The organism is Algiphilus sp. (genome assembly GCF_023145115.1).
Taxonomy (GTDB): domain Bacteria; phylum Pseudomonadota; class Gammaproteobacteria; order Nevskiales; family Nevskiaceae; genus Algiphilus.
The window spans coordinates 33,114-53,788 of record NZ_JAGLEJ010000029.1 but is presented as its reverse complement, the minus strand read 5'-3'; the positions used below and the strand labels follow the sequence as shown (position 1 = coordinate 53,788).

19 protein-coding genes are annotated in these 20,675 nt (G+C 69.6%); 7 read left to right on the top strand and 12 right to left on the bottom strand.

All coding sequences use genetic code 11. The features are described 5' to 3' along the window. Positions 1-19: 19 nt before the first annotated feature. Both KAH28_RS09755 and KAH28_RS09750 read right to left on the bottom strand, forming a co-directional pair. Positions 20-2,158 (bottom strand): 3-hydroxyacyl-CoA dehydrogenase NAD-binding domain-containing protein, encoded by a 2,139-nt coding sequence (locus KAH28_RS09755; RefSeq protein ID WP_290576096.1) that lies wholly within the window; start codon positions 2,156-2,158, stop codon positions 20-22. A gap of 55 nt (positions 2,159-2,213) precedes the next feature. Continuing rightward, positions 2,214-3,422, bottom strand: coding sequence for an acetyl-CoA C-acetyltransferase (locus KAH28_RS09750; protein ID WP_290576094.1), 1,209 nt, complete (start codon positions 3,420-3,422; stop codon positions 2,214-2,216). A gap of 183 nt (positions 3,423-3,605) precedes the next feature. Here KAH28_RS09750 and KAH28_RS09745 point away from each other — a divergent pair, with 183 nt between their 5' ends. Then, positions 3,606-4,235 carry a TetR/AcrR family transcriptional regulator gene (locus tag KAH28_RS09745; protein WP_290576092.1) on the top strand — a complete coding sequence of 210 codons (630 nt, stop codon included), beginning with the start codon at positions 3,606-3,608 and terminating at the stop codon, positions 4,233-4,235. 158 nt (positions 4,236-4,393) lie between these two features. Here KAH28_RS09745 and KAH28_RS09740 read toward each other — a convergent pair whose 3' ends face one another. The 9 genes from KAH28_RS09740 to cutA all read right to left on the bottom strand — a co-directional run bounded on the left by KAH28_RS09740 (position 4,394) and on the right by cutA (position 11,612). Next, the gene (locus tag KAH28_RS09740) at positions 4,394-5,215 is read right to left on the bottom strand and encodes a glutathione S-transferase N-terminal domain-containing protein (RefSeq protein WP_290576090.1); all 822 of its coding nucleotides are present in this window, start codon (positions 5,213-5,215) and stop codon (positions 4,394-4,396) included. A 326-nt stretch (positions 5,216-5,541) separates the two neighbouring features. After that, complete coding sequence (gene purH / locus KAH28_RS09735; RefSeq protein WP_290576088.1) at positions 5,542-7,089, bottom strand: bifunctional phosphoribosylaminoimidazolecarboxamide formyltransferase/IMP cyclohydrolase; 1,548 nt, start codon at positions 7,087-7,089, stop codon at positions 5,542-5,544. Beyond that, positions 7,086-7,352: a helix-turn-helix domain-containing protein gene (locus KAH28_RS09730; RefSeq protein WP_290576086.1), complete on the bottom strand. Its 267-nt coding sequence runs from the start codon at positions 7,350-7,352 to the stop codon at positions 7,086-7,088. Before KAH28_RS09730 ends, purH begins: the two co-directional genes overlap by 4 nt. A gap of 159 nt (positions 7,353-7,511) precedes the next feature. Next, positions 7,512-8,387 (bottom strand): 50S ribosomal protein L11 methyltransferase, encoded by an 876-nt coding sequence (prmA, locus tag KAH28_RS09725; protein WP_290576084.1) that lies wholly within the window; start codon positions 8,385-8,387, stop codon positions 7,512-7,514. Then, on the bottom strand, positions 8,387-9,736 hold the full coding sequence (gene accC, locus KAH28_RS09720) for an acetyl-CoA carboxylase biotin carboxylase subunit (RefSeq protein WP_290576082.1): 1,350 nt from the start codon (positions 9,734-9,736) through the stop codon (positions 8,387-8,389). Before accC ends, prmA begins: the two co-directional genes overlap by 1 nt. A 16-nt stretch (positions 9,737-9,752) precedes the next feature. Beyond that, positions 9,753-10,211, bottom strand: a complete 459-nt coding sequence (gene accB / locus KAH28_RS09715; RefSeq protein ID WP_290576080.1) for an acetyl-CoA carboxylase biotin carboxyl carrier protein — start codon at positions 10,209-10,211, stop codon at positions 9,753-9,755. 39 nt (positions 10,212-10,250) lie between these two features. Beyond that, entirely contained in the window at positions 10,251-10,685 is a 435-nt protein-coding gene (gene aroQ, locus KAH28_RS09710; protein WP_290576078.1) for a type II 3-dehydroquinate dehydratase, read from the bottom strand. Positions 10,686-10,779: 94 nt separating this feature from the next. Then, positions 10,780-11,283, bottom strand: coding sequence for a TlpA disulfide reductase family protein (locus KAH28_RS09705; protein WP_290576076.1), 504 nt, complete (start codon positions 11,281-11,283; stop codon positions 10,780-10,782). A 2-nt stretch (positions 11,284-11,285) separates the two neighbouring features. Beyond that, a complete protein-coding gene (cutA, locus tag KAH28_RS09700; protein WP_290576074.1) occupies positions 11,286-11,612 on the bottom strand; it encodes a divalent-cation tolerance protein CutA in 327 nt (108 codons plus the stop codon). A gap of 85 nt (positions 11,613-11,697) precedes the next feature. On the opposite strand from cutA, the gene KAH28_RS09695 reads away from it, so the two are divergent. The 3 genes from KAH28_RS09695 to KAH28_RS09685 all read left to right on the top strand — a co-directional run bounded on the left by KAH28_RS09695 (position 11,698) and on the right by KAH28_RS09685 (position 16,295). Then, complete coding sequence (locus tag KAH28_RS09695) at positions 11,698-13,053, top strand: MATE family efflux transporter (RefSeq protein ID WP_290576073.1); 1,356 nt, start codon at positions 11,698-11,700, stop codon at positions 13,051-13,053. A gap of 64 nt (positions 13,054-13,117) precedes the next feature. Beyond that, entirely contained in the window at positions 13,118-15,577 is a 2,460-nt protein-coding gene (locus KAH28_RS09690; RefSeq protein WP_290576071.1) for a DUF6351 family protein, read from the top strand. A gap of 82 nt (positions 15,578-15,659) precedes the next feature. Then, complete coding sequence (locus KAH28_RS09685; RefSeq protein ID WP_290576070.1) at positions 15,660-16,295, top strand: peroxiredoxin; 636 nt, start codon at positions 15,660-15,662, stop codon at positions 16,293-16,295. 104 nt (positions 16,296-16,399) lie between these two features. Here KAH28_RS09685 and KAH28_RS09680 read toward each other — a convergent pair whose 3' ends face one another. Next, entirely contained in the window at positions 16,400-17,815 is a 1,416-nt protein-coding gene (locus KAH28_RS09680; protein ID WP_290576069.1) for a PLP-dependent aminotransferase family protein, read from the bottom strand. A gap of 292 nt (positions 17,816-18,107) precedes the next feature. Here KAH28_RS09680 and KAH28_RS09675 point away from each other — a divergent pair, with 292 nt between their 5' ends. From KAH28_RS09675 to KAH28_RS09665, 3 genes are read left to right on the top strand one after another with little or no spacing between them, the layout of a single operon-like run. After that, the gene (locus KAH28_RS09675) at positions 18,108-18,590 is read left to right on the top strand and encodes an MSMEG_0572/Sll0783 family nitrogen starvation response protein (protein WP_290576068.1); all 483 of its coding nucleotides are present in this window, start codon (positions 18,108-18,110) and stop codon (positions 18,588-18,590) included. Positions 18,591-18,595: 5 nt separating this feature from the next. Next, the gene (locus KAH28_RS09670) at positions 18,596-19,639 is read left to right on the top strand and encodes a Nit6803 family nitrilase (RefSeq protein ID WP_290576066.1); all 1,044 of its coding nucleotides are present in this window, start codon (positions 18,596-18,598) and stop codon (positions 19,637-19,639) included. Then, entirely contained in the window at positions 19,569-20,675 is a 1,107-nt protein-coding gene (locus KAH28_RS09665; RefSeq protein ID WP_290576064.1) for an MSMEG_0568 family radical SAM protein, read from the top strand. The genes KAH28_RS09670 and KAH28_RS09665 overlap by 71 nt, the downstream gene beginning before the upstream one ends.

Below are 20,675 nucleotides of genomic sequence, written 5' to 3'. Positions count from 1 at the left end.
CGCGCTTTTGTGCGCTGCGTCAAGCGGCGAAGCGCTTCTGTTCAGCCGCCATGCGCTGCAGGCTCTCGGCGGGACGGAAGCGTTCTCCGTAGCGGTCGGCCAGTTCGTGTGCGCGTGCCACGAAGGCTTCCACGCCGTAGGCGTTGATGTATTGCAGCGCACCGCCGTGGAAGGGCGCGAAGCCCCAGCCGAAGATGGACCCGATGTTGGTGTCCGCGACCGAGGTCACCACGTTCTCCTCGAAGCAGCGTGCTGCCTCGTTGGCCTGCGCGAACAGCATGCGCTCGATCATTTCCTTCTGGTCGAGCTGTTCAGCCGCCGTCGGGAAATGCCGGGTGAGCTCGGGCCAGAGCTGCTTGCTGCCCTTCTCGGGATAGTCGTAGAAGCCCTTGCCGGTCTTCTTGCCCTCGCGGTCGAGCTCCTTGACCATCTTCACGATCACCGACTCGGCCGGGTGGCCCTGGTATTCCTTGCCCTCGGCTTCGAAGTCCTTCCGCGTCTGGTCGATGATGTGCATCGACAGGCTCAGTGACACCTCGTCCTGCAGCGCCAGCGGTCCGACCGGCATGCCGGCCTGCAGACCGGCGACCTCGATGGCGCGCGGGTGCTGGCCCTCGGCGAGCAGCGCCAGGCCTTCCATCGGGTAGGTGGCGAACACGCGCGATGTATAGAAGCCGCGCGAGTCGTTGACCACGATCGGCGTCTTCTTGATCTGCTGCACGTAGTCGAAGCCCTTGGCCAGGGTCTCGGGGGAGGTCTTCTCGCCCTTGATGATCTCGACCAGCGGCATCTTGTCCACCGGCGAGAAGAAGTGCAGGCCGATGAACTGCTCGGGTCGCTTGCTGGCAGTGGCGAGGCTGGTGATGGGCAGGGTCGAGGTGTTGGAGGCGAAGGTCGCGCTCTCCGGGATGACGGCCTCGGTCCTGGCGGTGACGTCCGCCTTGATGCCGCGGTCCTCGAACACCGCCTCGATGACCAGGTCGCAGCCTTCCAGATCGTTGAAGTCGGTGGTCGCCTTGATGCGGTCGAGCAGCGCGCTCTTGTCGGTGGGCGTGGCCTTGCCGCGCTTGACCGCCTTGTCCATGAGGCCTTCCGAGTAGGCCTTGCCCTTGTCGGCGGCCTCCTGCTTCATGTCGAGCAGGACGACCTCGATGCCGACCTTGGCCGAGACGTAGGCGATGCCCGCGCCCATCATGCCGGCGCCGAGCACGCCCAGCTTCGCGACCTTGCTGCGCTCGAAGCCGTCCGGGCGCGACTCGCCGCGGTTGATGCTGTTGAGCTGGTACCACAGCGTGCCGATCATGTTCTTCGACTCCGGCGAGATCACGCAGGCGGCGAAGTAGCGCGACTCGACACGGCAGCCGGTCTCGAAGTCGGTGATGCCGCCCTCGAACACGCAGCTCTGGATGTGCTGGATGGCGGGGTAATTGCCCCAGCTCTTGGCCGAGGCCATGCTCGGCGCGATCGCCCACATCTGCACGTTGGCCGGATGCTTGGAGTCGCCGCCGGGCCACTTGAACTTCTTGTCGTCCCACGGCTGGATGGCCTTGGGATTCTCCAGGCACCAGCGCCTGGCGCGCTCCACGAGCTGCTCGCGGTCGGAGACCAGCTCGTTGACGATGCCCTGCTGCTTGGCCTTGGCCGGGTCGAGCTCCTTGCCTTCCAGCATCAGGGGCAGTGACGCCTGGATGCCGATCAGGCGCGGCAGCCGCTGAGTGCCGCCGCCGCCCGGCAGCAGGCCGAGCTTGACCTCGGGCAGGCCGATCTTGATGCGCGGCTCGTCCAGGCAGACGCGGTAGTGGCACGCCAGCGCCAGCTCCAGGCCGCCGCCCAGCGTGGTGCCGTTGAGCGCCGCGGCGACCGGCCGGCCGCAGGTCTCGAGGCGGCGCAGGAAGGCCTTGTATTCCTCGGCGAGCCGGAAGGCGTCGGCCGGGTCGGTGATGGCGTAGACGCCGTCGATGTCGGCGCCGGCCAGGAAGTCCTTCTTGCCGGAGGTGATGACGACGCCCTTGATGTTCTCGTCGCCCTCGATCCTGGCGATGGCTTCCTGGAACGGCCCGGTGAGCTCGTCGTTGAGCACGTTCATGGAACGGCCCGGCATGTCGAGCGTGAGCAGGGCAATGCCGTCGTTGTCGATGTCGAACTGGACACTACTCATGAAACTGGTCTCCCGTCTGGATAGGGTTCCGCGCGGAGCGGAGGGGGCGCGACGATCAGTGCGTGCGCTCGATGATGGTGGCGATGCCCATGCCGCCGCCGACGCACAGCGATGCCATGCCGACGTTCTGGTCGCGGCGCTCGAGCTCGTCGAGCAGGGTGCCGAGGATGATGCAGCCGGTGGCGCCCAGCGGATGGCCCATGGCGATGGCGCCGCCGTTGACGTTGACCTTGCCCAGGTCGACATCGAGATCGCGCGCGGCCTTCATGACCACTGCCGCGAAGGCCTCGTTGATCTCGAGCAGGTCGATGTCGCCGATGTCCATGCCGGCGCGCTTGAGCGCCTTGCGGCAGGCCGGCGCGATGCCGGTGAGCATGATGGTGGGCTCGGAGCCGGTCACGGCCACGGAGCGGATGCGGGCGCGCGGCTTCAGGCCGAGAGCCTCGCCCATCTCCTTGCTGCCGATGAGCATGAGGGCGGCGCCGTCGACGATGCCCGAGCTGTTGCCGGCGTGGTGCACGTGGTTGATGGTCTCGACGGTGGGGTAGCGGCGCTTGGCGGTGCTGTCGAAGCCCATCTCGCCCATCTGCGCGAAACTCGCCTTGAGGTTGCCCAGCGCATCCACGGTCGTGTCGCCGCGGATGGTCTCGTCGCGGTCCAGCACCACCAGCCCGTTGACGTCGCGCACCGGCACGCGGGTGCGCTCGAAGTAGCCGGCCGCCTCGGCGGCGGCGGCACGCTGCTGCGACTGCACGGCGAAGCCGTCGACATCGGCGCGCGAGAAGCCCTCGATGGAGGCGATCAGGTCGGCGCCGATGCCCTGCGGCGCGAAGCCCATCTGCTGGTTGACGCGCGGATCCATGACCATGGCGCCGCCGTCGCTGCCCATCGGCCAGCGGCTCATCGACTCGACGCCGCCGGCCACCACCATGTCCTCCTGCCCGGACATGACCTTCATCGCGGCCAGGTTCACGGATTCGAGGCCCGAGGCGCAGAAGCGCGACTGCGTGACGCCGGCGACCGACTGGTCCCAGCCCGCATAGAGCACGGCGGTGCGCGCGATGTCCGCGCCCTGCTCGCCGACCGGCGTGACGCAGCCGATGACGACGTCATCGACCTTGGCGGTATCGAGGTCGTTGCGGGTGCGCAGTCCGTCCAGCATGTTGCCGAGCAGGTGGACCGGCGTTACCTGGTGCAGGCTGCCGTCCGCCTTGCCCTTGCCGCGCGGGGTGCGCACAGCGTCGAAGATGTAGGCATCGGTCATGGGGGTCTCCGGTAATGGGGATTGTCGAAACGCGGCGCGAGCCATCGGCTGCGGTGCGCCGGGAGGGCACCACACGCCACCGTATGGTCGTTCACGGCATGAAAGCACACCGCGTGGCGGGGCGCAATACGCTGCCGTATGTCGATGCTTGCAGGCCGCATCGGAAGTAAGGACAATTACCGTATGAACGCCGTAGCAGAGCAATCCCTTGCCGGACAGCCGCCGTCCCTGAACGGCCTGAACCTCGAAACCCGCGAACGCATCGAGCAGGCGGTGCTCGAGATCTTCTCTGGGCGCGAATTCCACAAGGTCAGCCTGATCGAGGTCGCGCGCGCGGCCAATGTCTCGCTGCAGACCATCTACAAGTATTACGGCGGCAAGGAGGCGCTGCTCTTCTCCAGCCTGGACGCGCGCCTGTCCGAGCTGGCCGAGCGCATGGTCGACCACCTGCAGGGCATCGAGGACTTCAAGGAGCGGCTGCGCAAGACCTTCTGGGTCAAGCTCGACTACTTCGTGCACAAGCCGCAGGTGGCGCAGCTCATCATGAGCTCGGTCTACGTCAACACCTGGCGCAAGCACGAGCAGTATCACAACCCGCTGCTCTTCGGCACCTTCATGAAGGTGCTCGCCGAGGGGCGCGAGCGCGGCATCCTCAACGACGCCGTCGACGAGAAGATCCTGCTCGACTACATCTTCGGCATCAGCTGGCGGCTGGTGCAGACGCACCTGCACCGGGATCAGGGCAAGGCGCTCACCGACAACGCCAACGTCTATTTCGAGATGCTCTGGCGGGCGATCGCCAAGCCCGAGTAGCCGGGCGCCCCGGCGCGTGCCCGCTCATCCCCGACCCTTCTCCCCCGCGGGGAGAAGGGGCACGGTACGCGCGAACGCCGCGATCAGTGCTCCCGCTCCCCCGGGGAGCGGGTCAGGGTGAGGGGTGCCGGCGCCAGCCGGCGCATCGACCCACGCCGCTACAGCGCGTAGACCGCGTCGAGGTACTTGTTGATCACGCGCGACTCGAACATGGTCGCGCCGGTGTTCGGGTCCTCGAGATAGGGCACCTGGGTGCGCCCGGTCTTCTCGATCATCTCGCGCCGGTTGCGGGATTCGATGGGCGCATCGGGGAAGAAGCGCGTGCGCACCAGCGGCGGCCCCATGTCGCTCATGCGGGCCTTGCCGAAGTTCCTGAGCCGGTAGGGGATCTCGAGCTCGCACAGGCGCTCGCGCACCAGACGCGAATACGGGCTGGACTCGAAGCTGTAGAGCACCAGTGGCCTGGCCGGCTGCCGCGAGGCGCGCGCGCGGATGCCGCCGAGCCCGCGGCTGAGGGTGGCGGCCTGCGAGCCGGCGAGCGCCAGCCGCTGGCGCAGTCCCGAGGAAGGCGCGGCGCCGTTGCCGAAGCGCTCGTAGAGGCGGGCGATGATGTCGGCCGACTCGTAGAGGGGTTCGCCGTCCAGCACCAGGAGGGGGAACTGCTGCCGGCCGCCGACGGCTTCGGCCTCGCGGCGGTGGACCGTGCCGCCCGCCGGGCAGGGCCGGATGTCGGCATCCAGGTCGAGCTCGGTAAGCGCCTCGCGGACCACGCGGCAGAACGGGCAGCCCTCGAACTCGTAGAGCGTCAGGCCGCCGACCGCCTCGGGTTGATGCACGCGCACCATCGTGCCGCGCCAGCCGGCGGCGGTCGACGCGAGCAGTGAAGTGGTCAGGTCGAGCGGGCGCGAGCGCGCCACGCGCGAAAGGCTGCCCGAGGCCGCCACTGCGGCGCGGGAGATCAACGGCGGGGTCTTGGCCATGGAATGACTGCCGGAAGGCGGTTAGGGCCGCACATTATGCGGATTCCCTTCGATCCGGGCCGTGGTTGCCCACACGACGACCGCAAGACGCGAAGAAGGGGGACAGTATATTTAATTCCTCTGCATTGCCGCGCGTAGTCCGCGGCGGCCACGGGGATTAAATATACTGTCCCCTTTCGTGCGCGCGCGATGATGCAGAGAAATTTAGTATACTGTCCCCTCTCGGCGGCGCTTCCAGTGGGCGGTGCGGTCCCCTTGCGTGTCCCGTGCGCGGCGTGCCGGAGCCCCCATGCGCGGTGGTCGCGCGGCGAGGATGCCGGCGCGACTCAGTGCCGGAAGTGCCGCATCCCGGTGAACACCATCGCGATGCCGTGCTCGTCGGCGGCGGTGATGACTTCCTCGTCGCGCATCGAGCCACCGGGCTGGATGATCGCGCGGATGCCGGCGGCGGCAGCGGCGTCGATGCCGTCCCGGAACGGGAAGAAGGCATCCGATGCCATGACCGCGCCCTCGACTGCGAGCTCCTCGTCGGCGGCCTTGATGCCGGCGATGCGCGCCGAGTAGACGCGGCTCATCTGGCCGGCACCGATGCCGATGGTCTGGCCGTCGCGCGCGTAGACGATGGCGTTGGACTTGACGTACTTGGCCACCCGCCAGGCGAACAGCAGGTCGCGCACGGTGTCGGGGTCGGGCTCGCGCTTGCTGGCGGTGCGCAGCTGCCCGGCGTCGATGGCGCCGGCATCGGGCTGCTGCACGAGCAGGCCGCCGGAGACGCTGTGCAGCACCCGCCGGGGCAGCGGCGTCGCCGCCGAGCCGGTGAGCAGCAGCCGCACATTGGGCTTGGCGGCGACGGCCTCGATGGCGGCGTCGTCGGCATCCGGTGCGATCAGCACCTCGACGAACTGGCGCTTGACGATGGTCGCGGCGGTGGCGCCGTCCAGCGTGCGGTTGAAGGCGATGATGCCGCCGAAGGCCGAGGTGGGGTCGGTCTGGAAGGCGGCATCGTAGGCCGCGGCGATGTCGTCGCGCACCGCGACCCCGCAGGGGTTGGCGTGCTTGACGATGACGCAGGCCGCTTCCTCGAACTGGGCGACGCAGCCCATGGCGGCATCGGCGTCGGCGTAGTTGTTGTACGACATCGGCTTGCCCTGCACCAGGCGCGCGGCGCCCAGCGATCCGGGCGCGGCGTCGGCGTCGCGGTAGAACGCGGCGCTCTGGTGCGGGTTCTCGCCGTAGCGCAGGCGGTCGACGCGGTCCCAGCCGGCGACCAGCGATGCGGGGTGTTCCTCGTCGGGATCGCAGGCGCGCTGCATGTACTCGGCGACCGCCGCGTCGTAGCGCGCGGTATGGGCGAAGGCCTTGGTCGCGAGCTGCTGGCGGAGGCGGTCGGGCAGCTTGCCCTGCGACACCGCCGCGATCACGGCATCGTAGTCCGCCGGGTCGACGACCACGGCGACATGGGCGTGGTTCTTGGCGGCGGCGCGGACCATGGCGGGGCCGCCGATGTCGATGTTCTCGACCGCCAGCTCGAAGGTGCAGTCCTCGCGTGCGACGGTCTGCGCGAAGGGGTAGAGGTTGACCACGACGAGATCGATGCCGGTGATGCCGTGCTCTGCCATGACCGCGTCATCGGTGCCGCGCCGGCCGAGGATGCCGCCGTGGATGGTCGGGTGCAGGGTCTTGACGCGCCCGTCCATGATCTCCGGGAAGCCGGTGACGGCGGAGACTTCGGTGACCGGGATGCCGGCTCCGGCGATGGCGCGATGGGTACCGCCCGTGGAGATGAGCTCGACGCCGGCTTCGTGCAGCGCACGCGCGAGGGTGTCGAGGCCGGTCTTGTCGGAGACCGACAGCAGCGCACGCATCGCCGTCATGATGTAGCTGCCATGAGGCCGTGCTGGCGCAGCTTCTTGCGCAGGGTGGCGCGGTTCATGCCCAGCACCGCTGCGGCGCGCGACTGGTTGCCGTCGCAGTGCTGCAGCACCTTCGACAGCAGCGGCGCCTCGATCTGGTTCAGCACCATGCCGTAGAGGTCGCCCGGCGGCGTGTGCCCGTTGAGGTGCTGGAAGTAGTCATCGAGACTCTCGGCAACGTGATCAGCTAGGCACTTGGGCGCGGGCGGTAGCGTATCGGGCATGGCCGGAGGCGGTCTGGGTGGGCGGCTTCGCGCGTCCTCGTCGGCCGGCGGACCGAACATGACGCGGACATGACAGCGGCGCACTATAGCGCCTGCGTCGCGCTCGGACCACCGTGGATTTCCGGGCCGCCGCGTGTCGCGGCGCAGCATTTTCAGCGCCTAATTCGTGCTGCGCCCTGCAAGCCGCGTCCAGCCCTCGTGCCCCTCGCGGGTCCAGTCGATGCCGGGGTAGGCGGCCGCCACGCGGTCGGCCTGACGGTCGAGCAGTCCGGCGAGCACGATGTCGCCGTTCGGGCGCAGCGCCGACAGCAGGGTCGGTGCCAGCGCGATGAGCGGCTCGGCCAGGATGTTGGCCAGCACGACGTCGAAACCCGTGCCGGCATCGAAGGCATCGATGTCACAGCAGTGCAGTGCGTCGGCGACGCCGTTGTTGATGGCGTTCTCGCGGCTGGCGCGCACCGCCTGGGGGTCATTGTCCACCGCCACCGCCTCGCGCGCGCCGAGCTTGAGCGCAGCCACCGCGAGAATGCCCGAGCCGCTGCCGTAGTCGAGCACGCGCTTCCCGGCGAGCGCGGCGCCGTCGAGCCAGCGCAGGCAGAGATCGGTGGTCGGATGGGTGCCGGTACCGAACGCCAGGCCGGGGTCGAGCTTCACCACGACGGCATCGTCGTCGGGGACGTCGCGGTGATGCGGCGTCACCCAGAGCCGCTCGCCGAAACGCATAGCGGTCATGCTGTCGAGGCAGTTGCGTACCCAGTCCGCGTCGGGCACCAGGGCCTCGTCCGGTGTCACGCCGTCGCCGTCCGGCAGCAGCTCGGCGAGGGCGGCACGCGCCGGGTCGAGATCGGCATCGTCGGCGAACAGGCCCTGGACCAGCGCCTCCTGCCACATCGGTGTCTGGCCCGGGCCGGGCTCGAGGATCGCCTCGGCGTCGTCGGTGGGCAGCACGCTGACCGAGACCGCGCCGTTGGCGTCGAGGATCTCCTCGGCGAACTCGGGATGACGCGTCCGCAGGCTGAGCTGACGCCAGGCCATCACTCGGCCCAGCGCTCGATCAGGTGCTGCAGGTAGTGGATGTTGTGGCGTGCCTCGACGAAGCCGGCATCGCTCAGGATCTGCCGATGCAGCGGGATGTTGGTCTTGATGCCCTCGATGACGAGCTCGGACAGCGCGCTCTGCGTGCGCGCGATGGCGATCTCGCGGCTCTCGCCGTGGCAGACGAGCTTGCCGATCATCGAGTCGTAGTAGGGCGGCACGCGGTAGCCGGAATAGATGTGCGAATCCATGCGCACACCGGGCCCGCCGGGTGCGTGATAGGTCGTGATGGCACCCGGCGACGGCACGAAGCTGCGCGGGTCCTCGGCGTTGATGCGGCACTCGATGGCGTGGCCGCGGAACTCGATGTCCTCCTGCCGGAGCGTCAGCGTGCGGCCGGCCGCGACCTCGATCTGCTTCTTGATGAGGTCCACGCCGGTGATCATCTCGGTGACCGGATGCTCCACCTGGATGCGCGTGTTCATCTCGATGAAGTAGAAGTTGCCGTCCTCGTAGAGGAACTCCATGGTGCCGGCGCCGCGATAGCCGAGGCGCTCGCAGGCGGCGATGCACAGCGCGCCGATGCGGTCGCGCTGCTCCTGGGTGATGCCCGGGGCGGGGGCTTCCTCGACCACCTTCTGGTTGCGGCGCTGCATCGAGCAGTCGCGCTCGCCCAGATGGATGGCGTTGCCCTGCTCGTCGGCCAGCACCTGGAACTCGATGTGCCGCGGCGCCTCGAGATACTTCTCGAGGAAGACGGCGCCGTCGCCGAAGGCCGACTGCGCCTCGTAGCGCGCGACGTGGATCGACTCGATCAGCTCCTGCGGGGTGTGGACCACGTGCATGCCGCGGCCGCCGCCGCCGGACACGGCCTTGATCAGCACCGGATAGCCGACCTCGTCGGCGAGCTGCAGACAGGCCTCGTCATCGTCGGGCAGCTCGCCCTTGGAGCCCGGCACGCAGGGCACGCCGGCCGCGATCATCTCCGCCTTGGCGGCGGTCTTGCCGCCCATCAGCCGGATGGTCTCGGCGCGCGGACCGATGAACACGAAGCCCGAGCGCTCGACGCTCTCGGCGAAGTCGGCATTCTCGGAGAGAAAGCCGTAGCCGGGGTGGATGGCGTCGGCCTGGGTGACCTCGGCGGCGCTGATCAGCGCCGCCATCGAGAGGTAGGAATTGGTCGCCTGCGCGGGCCCGATGCACACCGATTCGTCGGCGAGCAGGACGTGCTTCAGGTCGCGGTCGGCCTGCGAGTAGACGGCCACCGTCTTGATGCCGAGCTCGCGGCAGGCGCGCTGGATGCGCAGCGCGATCTCGCCGCGGTTGGCGATGAGGATCTTGTCGAACATGCCGGCGCCGGGGCGATCAGGCGGGCTCGATGACGAACAGCGGCTGGTCGAACTCGACCGGCTCGCCGTTCTCCACCAGGATCTGGCTGACCACGCCGTCGCGGTCCGACTCGATCTGGTTGAGCATCTTCATGGCCTCGATGATGCAGAGCGTCTGGCCGCTCTTCACCGTCTGGCCGACCTCGACGAAGGCCTTCGCGCCCGGCGCCGGCGCGCGGTAGAAGGTGCCCACCATGGGGGCGCGCATGGCGTTGGCCTCGCTGGCAGCGGGTGCCGGAGCCGCGGCCGGTGCGGGCTCGGGCGCCGGGGCCGGAGCCGCCTGCGGCTGCGGATAGGCGGGCGCGGCCTGCGCCGCGACGACGTTGGGGCCCTGGCGGCTGATGCGGACCGATTCCTCGCCCTGCTTGACCTCCAGCTCGGCGATGCCGGAGTGTTCGAGCAGCTCGATGAGCTTCTTGATGGTGCGGATATCCATGGCGTATTTGGGGTCTCGTTGCCGAATGCGTGAGTGGAGTCAGGTCTGGCCGCAGGCCGCGCGCAGGGCCAGCAGGTAGCCGTCCGTGCCCAGGCCGACCAGCACGCCGGCGGCGCCGGCGGCGATCAGCGAGGCGTGGCGGAACGACTCGCGCGCGTGCACATTGCTGATATGGACTTCGTAGTACGGCAGCGGCACTGCGGCGAGGGCGTCGCGCAGCGCGATGCTGGTATGGGTATAGGCGCCGGCGTTGATGACGATGGCGGTGGTGCCGTCGTCGGCGGCGGCGTGGATGCGGTCGACCAGCGCGCCCTCGTGATTGGACTGGAAGGCGTCCAGCTCGGCGCCGAGTGCATCGGCGAGCTCGCTGCACCGGGCGACTACCGCGTCCAGGGTCTCGCTCCCGTACCGCTCGGGCTCGCGGCGGCCGAGCATGTTGAGGTTGGGCCCGTTCAGCAACAGGATGCGGTGCACGAGGGGATGCTCGTCGAGGTTCCCGGCCAGTATAGCCGGAGCGTTCCGCAGAGTGCCAGCCTAGCGCACGTTTAACGCTTTTCGAGCGATTTTCTTACAAATAGGGGGCAAGAATGGCGTCCAATGCAACACGATCGAGCTCGCCGTAGTGCTGTTCGACGACCGTGCCGCTGCGGTCGATCACGACCGTGAAGGGCAGAGCGCCGCGCGTGTCGCCGAGCCGCGCCAGTGCCGGCCCGATCTGTGCCGGGTCGGCGAAGACCGGATAGTTCATGCCTTCCTGCTCGGCGTAGCGGCGCACCGGCTCCGGATCGTCCAGCGCCAGCCCGAGGATCCGCAGCCCGTCGTCGGCCAGATCGGCCTGCGCCTCGATGAGCATCGGGATCTCCTTGCGGCACGGTGGACACCAGGTCGCCCAGAAATTCACTACTACCACCTTGCCGCGGTATTCCGCCAGCGTGTGCGCACGCCCGTCGAGGTCCGACACGGTGAGCGTCGGCGTCGCGGGCGGGGGCTCCGGCTCGAGCCAGACGTAGGCGCCGGCGCCGATCAGCAGACCAGCGATGCCCAGCAGGACGAGGGGGAGCGCGCGCGCCACGCTCAGCGGTCGTCCGGACGCGCTTCGGCCGAGACCCACTGCGCGTAGGCGGCCAGCGCGCGGTCGGTCTCGATCGCGATGCACTCGGGCACGTCGTAGGAATGCAGCGACGGCAGCTCGGATTCGAGCGCGTCGTAGGCCTCGGCGCTGGTCTTGCACACCAGCAGCGCCTCGGGCTCGCGCTCGACACCGCCGTCCCAGCGGAAGACCGACTCCACGTTCGGGACGATGTTGACGCACGCCACCAGCCGGCGTTCGACCAGCGCCTCGGCGAGGTCGGCGGCTTCGGACTCCGATGCGGTGATGAGGACGACCAGCGGGTTGCTCATGCCCCGAGGATAGCAGTGGCCGAGGTGTCGCCACGCGGGCGCATAAGATGGCGGCCCTTCCGTCCCGACCCCGTGGTTCGCCGCCGTGTCCGTTTCCGCCTACCGCCGCGAGCTCGGCCCCTTCCTGGGCACCGCCGCGCCCATCATCGGCGCGCAGCTGTCGTTCATGGGCATGGGCGTGGTCGACACGCTGTTCGCGGGGCACCTCGGCGGGCAGGCGCTGGCGGCGGTGGCGGTGGGCAGCCATGTCTGGATGCCGGCCTTCATGTTCTTCCTCGGCACCCTGATGGCGGTCTCGCCGATCGTCGCGCAGCGCATCGGCGCGGCCGACGATGTCCACGACACCGGCACGCTGCTGCGCGCCATCATGGGGCTGGCGCTGGTGCTGGGCGCGGTGTGGATGGTGTTGCTGTGGACCGCGGGCAGCGCCCTCATCGGCCTCACCGGCCTGCAGCCGGAGACCGCCGCGCTGGCGCGCGCCTATCTGCGCGCCGAGTCGGTGTCGTGCATCGCCTTCGCCGCCGTGTTCGTGCTGCGCTACGGCGTCGAGGGCACCGGCCGTACCGGTCCGGTGCTGTGGATCAGCGTCGGCGGCTTCGCGGTCAATGCGCTGTTCGACTGGCTCTTCATGCTCGGCGTGGGGCCGTTCCCGGCGCTCGGCGCGGTGGGCTGCGGCTGGGCGACGGTGGTGGCGGTGCTGTTCATGCTGGCGTGCTGGCTGGCGCTGTACGCGGGGTGGCGGCCACTGCAGCCGCTGGCGGTGTTCACCGCGCGGGTCGCGACCCGGCACGGCAGGGTGTGGCGCGACACCCTGCGCCTGGGCCTGCCCATTGGCTGCATCCTGCTCGCCGAGGCCGGGCTGTTCTCGGCGGTGATGCTGCTGATGGCCGCCTTCGGCGATGCGGCAGTGGCGGCGCACCAGGTGGCGATCAACTTCGCGGCGCTGGCCTTCATGGTGCCGCTGGGCTTCGGCTTCGCGGCCACGGTGCGCGTCGGTCACGCGGTGGGCGCCGGCGATGCCGTCGAGGCGCAGATGCGCGGGCGGCTCGCGATCGGCGCCGGCTTCGCGTTCTCGCTGGCGTCGGCGACAGTGATGGCGCTTTTCCCGGAGGCCATCGCGCGCCTCTACACCGACGACCGCGAGGTGGTCGCGCTGGCGGCGCGTCTGCTGGGCTTCGCCGCCGCGTTCCAGGTCTTCGACTGTCTGCAGGCCTCCGCGAACGGCGCGCTGCGCGGGCTCAAGGACACGCGCGGTCCGATGCGCATCACCATCGCCGCCTACTGGCTGGTGGGCATGCCGCTGGCGCTGGTGGCCGGCTTCACGCTCGGGCTGGGGCCGACCGGCCTGTGGTGGGGGCTCATCGCCGGTCTTGCCGCGGCGGCCATCGGGCTGGTGCTGCGCTTCGTGCGCGCCGAAGGCGTCAGCCAAAACAACGACTGACATTACCGCCCCGACGCCGTAATCTTCCCGCAACAACAAATACGACGATCGGGAGGAGACGTCGATGCATGGATCGCATTCGGCCGGCCGCGCGGCCGGTCTTGTCGTGGCCGCGGCCTTTCTGCTCAGTGCCTGCGGCGGCTCGGAGCCACCCGCCGAGGGGGCCGGTGGCGGCGCCGGCAGCCGCACCGTGGCGGCCGACTTCCACACCCTGAAGACCCCGCAGCGCGAGACCGGCGAGTTCGACCTGCTCACCGTGTCGACCCTGCCGGACGCGGTCACGGGCGGCGACGTGCTGATGGCGGTGCGCGGCCTCGACGAAGCCGACACGCTGCGCGTGACGCGCAACGGCGCCGATGTCACCGATGCCTTCACGCGCGGTGAGGACGGCGAGTGGACCGGGCTGGTGAGCGGGCTGGCCGAGGGCGTCAACACCATCGCCGCCGAGGCGCGCGGCCCCGCCGGCGTGCGCAGCGCGGCGCTGGAAGTGGACAACCACCCGGTGAGCGGGCCGGTGATCTCGGGGCCGCACCAGGAGCCGTTCTTCTGCCGCAGCGAGGATGCCGGGCTCGGTCCGGCGCTCGACGAGAACTGCAGCTTCGAGCCGAAGGTGCAGTGGTTCGCCCGGCTGGCGACCCAGAACTTCGTCGAGCTGGAGGATCCCCATGGCGGCTATCCGCCCGGCACCATGGGCACGCAGACCGCCGACGGCCGCTCGGTGCCGTGGGTGGTGCGGGTGGAGTCGCGGCCGATCAATCGCGGCATCGCGCGCATTGCGGTGCTGGACGATCCGGCGGCGCGCGGCGCCGATGCGCCCTTCGAGCCGATCAACTGGAGCGGCGGCGTCTACTACGTGTTCGGCGAGTCCTGCGGCGTGGGCTATGCGCAGGGCAGCAGCACGCCGGCCTTCGTGCTGGGCGGCCTGCCCGATGTCACCAATATCAGCTCGGACAATCTGCTGATCACCATCGCCGGCGTTTCGGATCGGCTCGGGCGCGGCGATATCACGGTGCACAACACGCTGTCGGCCTTCGGCAACCACTGCAACCCGATGATCAGCATCGAGACCACGATGATGACCAAGGAGCACATCGTGGAGGCCTACGGGCCGGTGAAGCGCATGGTGGGAACGAACGGCTCCGGTGCGGCCATGCAGCAGTTCAATGCCGCCAACAACGCGCCCGGCCTGATCTCGGCCGGCCTGCCCACCGCCACCTTCGCGGACATTCCGTCGACCGCCATGACGGTTGCCGACTGCGGGCTGCTGGAGGCCTACTACGAACGCAGCGATCTGGGCTGGGCGGCCAACAAGCGCTGGTCGGTGAACGGGCACAACGTGCTCACCGGCACGCCGCTCAACGCCATCTGCACGTCCTGGGGCGATACCTTCCTCGACCGCATCGACCCCACCCGGGGCTGTCCGGTCCCGGACGAGATGCGCTACGACGCGGAGACCAATCCCACCGGCGTGCGATGCACGATCCAGGACGCCAACGTGAACATCTTCGGCACCATGCCGCATCCGGTGCACGGGGCGACGGTGGCGCGCCGGCCGCTCGACAACACCGGCGTGCAGTACGGTCTCGACGCGTTCAACCGCGGCGTCATCAGCTTCGCGGAATTCCTCGATCTCAACCGCAACATCGGCGGCTACGACATCGATGGCCAGTGGCAGCCGGAGCGCATGGTGATGGCTCCGGATGTCGCAGCGCTGACCTATCGCATCGGCGCGGTGATCGGCCGCGGCGCATTGCCGGAGACGCCGTTCATCGATGTCGCGCCCTACCTCGACCTCATTCCGGTCGCCAACATCCACGAAGCGGTGCGGCCGTTCACCGTACGCGGCCGCCTGGAACCGCGCGCCGGCGGCGGCGCCACGCACAGCATCAAGCGTGGTCTGCTGACCCAGCCCGATGTCTACGGCGCCATGGCGCGCTGGCTCGACGCGCTCGACGCCATCGAGTCCGAATCCGGCTATCAGCGCGACCGCGTGCAGGCCGTGGTCGACGCCAAGCCGCCGGTGGCCGGCGACGCGTGCTCCTTCGGCACGATCGGCGGGCGGCTCGATCTGTCGTCTATCGGCCTCAACCTGCCGCTGGGGATCGAGCTGCCGGTGCTGCCCACGCTCGAGCAGATCCTGGGGCTCGACGGCGTGCTGCAGCTGCCTGGCCTGCCACCGCTGACGCTGCGCGTCGACGTGCCCGGCCAGGTCGGTCTCTCGGTCTGCAATATCGCGCTGCCGGTACCGAGCACGCCGCGCATGGTGGCCGGCATGCCGATCAGCGACGATGTCCTCAAGTGCCAGCGCAAGCCGGTGGACGCCGCCGACTACGATGCACCGCTCAGCGGCGAGCAGCTGGCCGCCATTGCCGAGGTCTTCCCCGACGGGGTCTGCGATTACTCGCAGCCGAGTGTCGGGGATGTCGAGCGCAGCATGATCTGGCCGTCGGTGGGCGGCCGCATGCGGGCGCCGGAGCCCTTCGGACTGGAGTGGCGCGCGGCGCGCGCGGAAGCACCGCAGTAATCGCGACTGGTTTTATGGATAGGGCTTTTCATAACCAGAACGGAAGCGCACGCTGGCGACCCCATCAGCAAGGAGGACAGCGATGAGTCTGCAACTCGGCGATACCGCACCCGACTTCACGGCGGAGACCACGCTCGGCGAGATCCGCTTCCACGACTGGCTCGGTGACGGCTGGGGCGTGCTGTTCTCGCACCCCAAGGACTACACGCCGGTCTGCACCACCGAGCTCGGCTACACGGCGCGTCTGAAGGACGAGTTCGCGGCGCGCGGCGTCAAGGTCATCGGCCTGTCGGTCGACGGCATCGAGGACCACCGCGGCTGGCAGAAGGACATCGAGGAAACCCAGTCCTGCTCGGTGGAGTTCCCGATGATCGCGGACCCGGACATGAAGGTGGCCGAGCTTTACGGGATGATCCACCCCAACGCCTCGGACCGCTTCACGGTGCGCAGCGTGTTCATCATCGACCCGAAGAAGAAGGTCCGGCTGACGATGAACTATCCCGCTTCCACCGGCCGCAACTTCAACGAGATCCTGCGCGTGATCGACTCGCTGCAGCTCACCGACGGCCACAAGGTCGCCACGCCGGTGAACTGGCAGCAGGGCGAGGACGTGATCATCGTGCCCGCGGTCAGCAACGAGGACGCGGCCAGGCTGTTCCCGGACGGCTGGAACGAGATCAGGCCCTACCTGCGGACCGTGCCGCAGCCGAAGAAGTAGCGCGTCGCATCCGGGTGCCCCTCTCCCCGAGGGAGAGGGGCTCGGACTCCCTTCTCCCCGCCGGGGAGAAGGGCCGGGGATGAGGGGGGCATGCGGCACGACCGCTACCCGCCAGCCCGCGCCGCGACACCGTCGCCCGCCGCCACCAGATGCGCCGCGATCGCCTGCAGGGTCTCGCGGCAGGCCCCGCGCGTCGTCGGACCGCCGAGACAGACGCGAACGGCCGGGGCGACCGGCGTGCCGACCCGGAAGGCGTCCGACCCCACCACGGCGCAGCCGCGCGCGCGCAGGTCGGCCGCGAAGGCATCGGCATCGGTGCCGGCCGGGAGATGCAGCCAGAAGTGGAAGGCGTCCGGGTGGGTCTCGATGTCGGCGCCGGCCAGGATCTCGGACGCCAGCGTCTGGCGCAGCCGCGATTCCTCGCGGATGGCATCGGTGGCCGCGGTCACCGTGCCGTCATGCAGCCATTGCGTCGCCAGGCGCACCATCAGCGGGACCGGCATCACCATGGTCGTGCGCAGCGCGGCCGCCAGTCGGCTGCGATAGCGCGCCTGCGGCACCACCAGATAGGCGACGCGCAGTCCGGCGCCGATGCACTTGGCGAGCCCGGCGGCATGGAAGCAGAGCTCGGGCGCCAGGGCTGCCAGCGGCGGCGGCCCGTCCGGCACCAGCGGTCGGTAGGGGTCGTCCTCGATGATCGGCACGTTGTAGCGGCGCGCGATGTCGACCAGGGCCATGCGCCGCTCCAGTGACAGCGTCCGGGTGGTCGGGTTCTGCAGCGTCGGGTTGCAGTAGAGCGCGGCCGGCGGCTCGGCGGCGCAGGCCGCGGCGAAGGCTTCGGGGTCGAGGCCTTCGCGGTCGCAGGCGAGACCGGTGAGCTCGATGCCCAGCTGGGCGGCGAGTCCCTTGACGCCGGAATAGGTCACGGCCTCGCAGGCGATACGGTCGCCGGGGCGCGCCAGGGTCAGGAACAGCGCGAGCAGCGTCGCCTGCACGCCGGGGAAGATCAGCACCCGGTCCGCGTCGATGTCGGGGATGGCGTCGCGAAGCCAGTCGGCGCCGGCAGCGCGGTCCTCCGGCGGTCCACCGGCTTCGTCGTAGCGCATCAGTGACCAGAGCGTGCCCGGCTCACGCAGTGCCGCCATGTCGGCCAGCCCGGAACACAGGCGTGCGACCAGCGCGCTGTCCGCGGGTTCGGGCGCCATGTTCATCATCATGTCCGGAAGCCCTTCCGGCCCGGCGCGCCGGACCGCACCGGTGCGGATGCGCTCGCTGACCCGGGTGCCGGTGCCGGGACGGCTGATGATCAGCCCGCGTCGCTGGGCTTCGGTGTAGCCGCGCGCGACGGTGGTGAAGTTGAGGTCGAGTTGCTCCGCCAGCGCACGCACCGTGGGCAGCTTCTGGTGCGCGACCAGACGCCCGCGATCGATGTCCTCGGCGATGGTGTCGGCGATGGCGCGATAGGCCGGCACACCGCTGTCGCCGATGCGCGTACGCCAGTGCCCGAAGTCCAGCGCCATCTCTCCTCCCGACGGTCCCGATGCGCACCGCGATGCGCGAACCCGATGCGCCGCAACGGTGCAGGCGCCCGCTACGGGGGCGCCGTCGCCTGCGTTGCGTTGATTGGCGGCATGCGTGCGTGCGGCGCTACATCCCGGATTACGCAAGAAAAATGCCACGCCAAACAGCATTGTCTCGCGTTGTATGGACCAGCGGGGTGCGTCGTCGCGCCCGAATGGCACATCGGTTGCGCCATGTATTCCGTCGCCACCGGTCCTTCGGGGCGCGCCCCCATCCATTCAGGAGTTGATCATGCCCGCTGTCGAGAAAGCCGCACACCAGAAGGGAGACTTCTTCGTCGACTACGAGGAGAAGGTCTTCGAGGACGTCCAGGCGCAACCCGGCGAGAAGGCGCTGGTGACCTTCCACACCGTCGCCTTCGAGGGGTCCATCGGCCTGGTCAATCTGCTGCAGGCCAAGCGCCTCATGCGCAAGGGCTTCGAGACCAGCGTGCTGCTCTACGGCCCGGGCGTGACCCTGGGCGTGCAGCGCGGCTTTCCGACCATCGGCGACGACGCCTTCCCCGGCCACCAGAACTTCAACAACCAGCTGGCGGCCTTCATGGAGGAGGGCGGCAAGGTCTACGCCTGCCGCTTCGCGCTGCAGGCGCTGTACGGGCACGGCGAGCCCTCGCTGCAGCCGGGCATCCGGCCGATCAACCCGCTCGACGTGCTCGATCTGGTGCTGCTCCACCGGCGCGACAACGCCTTCATCCTCGATACCTGGACGCTGTAGCGACCATGGCCGAGCCGAGCCGCACCGTGCGCGCCGCCGCCGTGCAGCTGTGTCCGGTCCTCGGCGACCGCGCGGCCACCACCGACAGGGTGGTGGCCGCCATCGCCGAGGCTGCCGGCCGCGGCGCGCAGCTGGTGGTGTTCCCCGAGACGGTGGTGCCGAACTACCCGTACTTCTCGTTCATCACGCCGCCGATGGCGATGGGGCCGCCGCACCTGGCGCTCTACGAGCAGGCCGTCACCGTGCCCGGTCCCACCACCGAGGCGGTGGCGGCGGCGGCGCGCGCCCACGCGTGCGTGGTGGTGCTCGGCGTCAACGAGCGCGATCACGGCACGCTCTACAACGCCCAGCTGGTGTTCGATGCCGACGGCACCCTGCTGCTCAAGCGCCGCAAGATCACGCCCACCTACCACGAGCGCATGGTGTGGGGGCAGGGCGACGGCGCCGGGCTGAAGGTGGTGGACTCGGCGGTCGGCCGCATCGGCGCGCTGGCCTGCTGGGAGCACTACAACCCGCTGGCGCGCTATGCGCTCATGGCGCAGCACGAGCAGATCCACTGCAGCCAGTTCCCGGGCTCGCTGGTGGGGCCGATCTTCGCCGAGCAGATGGAAGTGACCATGCGCCACCACGCGCTGGAGTCGGGCTGCTTCGTGGTCAATGCCACCGGCTGGCTGACCGATGAGCAGGTCAACGCCGTTACCGACGATTCCAAGCTGCAGAAGGGGCTCCGGGGCGGCTGCTACACGGCCATCATCTCGCCCGAGGGGCGTCACCTGGCCGAGCCGCTGACCGAGGGCGAGGGCATGGTGGTCGCCGACCTCGACCTCGACCTGATCACCAAGCGCAAGCGGATGATGGATTCGGTGGGCCACTACGCCCGGCCGGAACTGCTGTCGCTGCGCATCGACGACGCGCCCGCGCGCCCGCTGCACATCACCGGCGAGGCGACGCCCGCCGACGACAACCGGAGGTCCCACGATGACGACCCAGACCGATACCAATCGCCGGCTGATCACGGAGCTGCAGTCGCGCGGACTGCGACTGGTTGACGAGTCGGTCGGCGCGCCCAGCCGCCGCGGCGGCGCCGGGCCGTCCGACCACAAGGCGGTCACCGTCGACGGCCAGACCGTGATGGTGCCGGTGCACAGCAGCAGCGCCGCGGTGTCGCCCTTCGAGGCCGGTGCCTCGGGGGCCGACGGCCGTGCCGTGCTCACCCGCGACGGCGTGCGCGTCGGCGACATCAGTTTCCCGACCGCGCCGCGCTTCTACCGGCTGCAGACCCTCGACGGCGTGCCGTACTGGAAGATCGCGCAGCTGCACGGCACCGACGTGCTCGCCACCACCGTACTGCAGACCTGCGTGCGCTACGGGCGGCGCGCGACCTCGTGCCAGTTCTGCGCCATCGGCGAGTCGCTGGCCGCCGGCCGCACCATCAACCGCAAGCTGCCCGAGCAACTCGCCGAGGTCGCGCGGGCGGCGGTGCGGCTCGACGGTGTCCGCCACATGGTGATGACCACCGGCACGCCCAACTTCACCGACCGCGGCGCCGAGCTGCTGTGCGAGTCGGCCTTCGCGGTGCGCGCGGCGGTGGACCTGCCCATCCAGGCGCAGTGCGAGCCGCCCGACGACCCGGCCTGGTTCGCGCGCCTGAAGGCGGCCGGCGTCGACAGCCTGGGCATGCATCTGGAGGCGGTCACGCCCGAGGTGCGGGCGCGCATCATGCCCGGCAAGGCCGAGGTCTCGGTCGAGCAGTACATGGAAGCCTTCGCCGAGGCGGTGTCGGTGTTCGGGCGCGGCCAGGTCAGCACCTACATCCTCGCCGGCCTGGGCGACAGCGCCGACGCCATCCTGGACTGCTGCGAGCGGCTGGTGGCGCTCGGGGTGTATCCCTTCGTGGTGCCCTTCGTGCCGGTGGGCGGCACGCCGCTGGCCGATCACCCGCCACCGGATGCGCACTTCATGCAGTCGATCCTGCAGCCGCTCGGCCGCATGCTCGCCGAGGCCGGCCTGCGCTCGCGCGACATCAAGGCGGGCTGCGGGCGCTGCGGTGCCTGCTCGAGTCTGTCCACCTACGAGGACGACTGA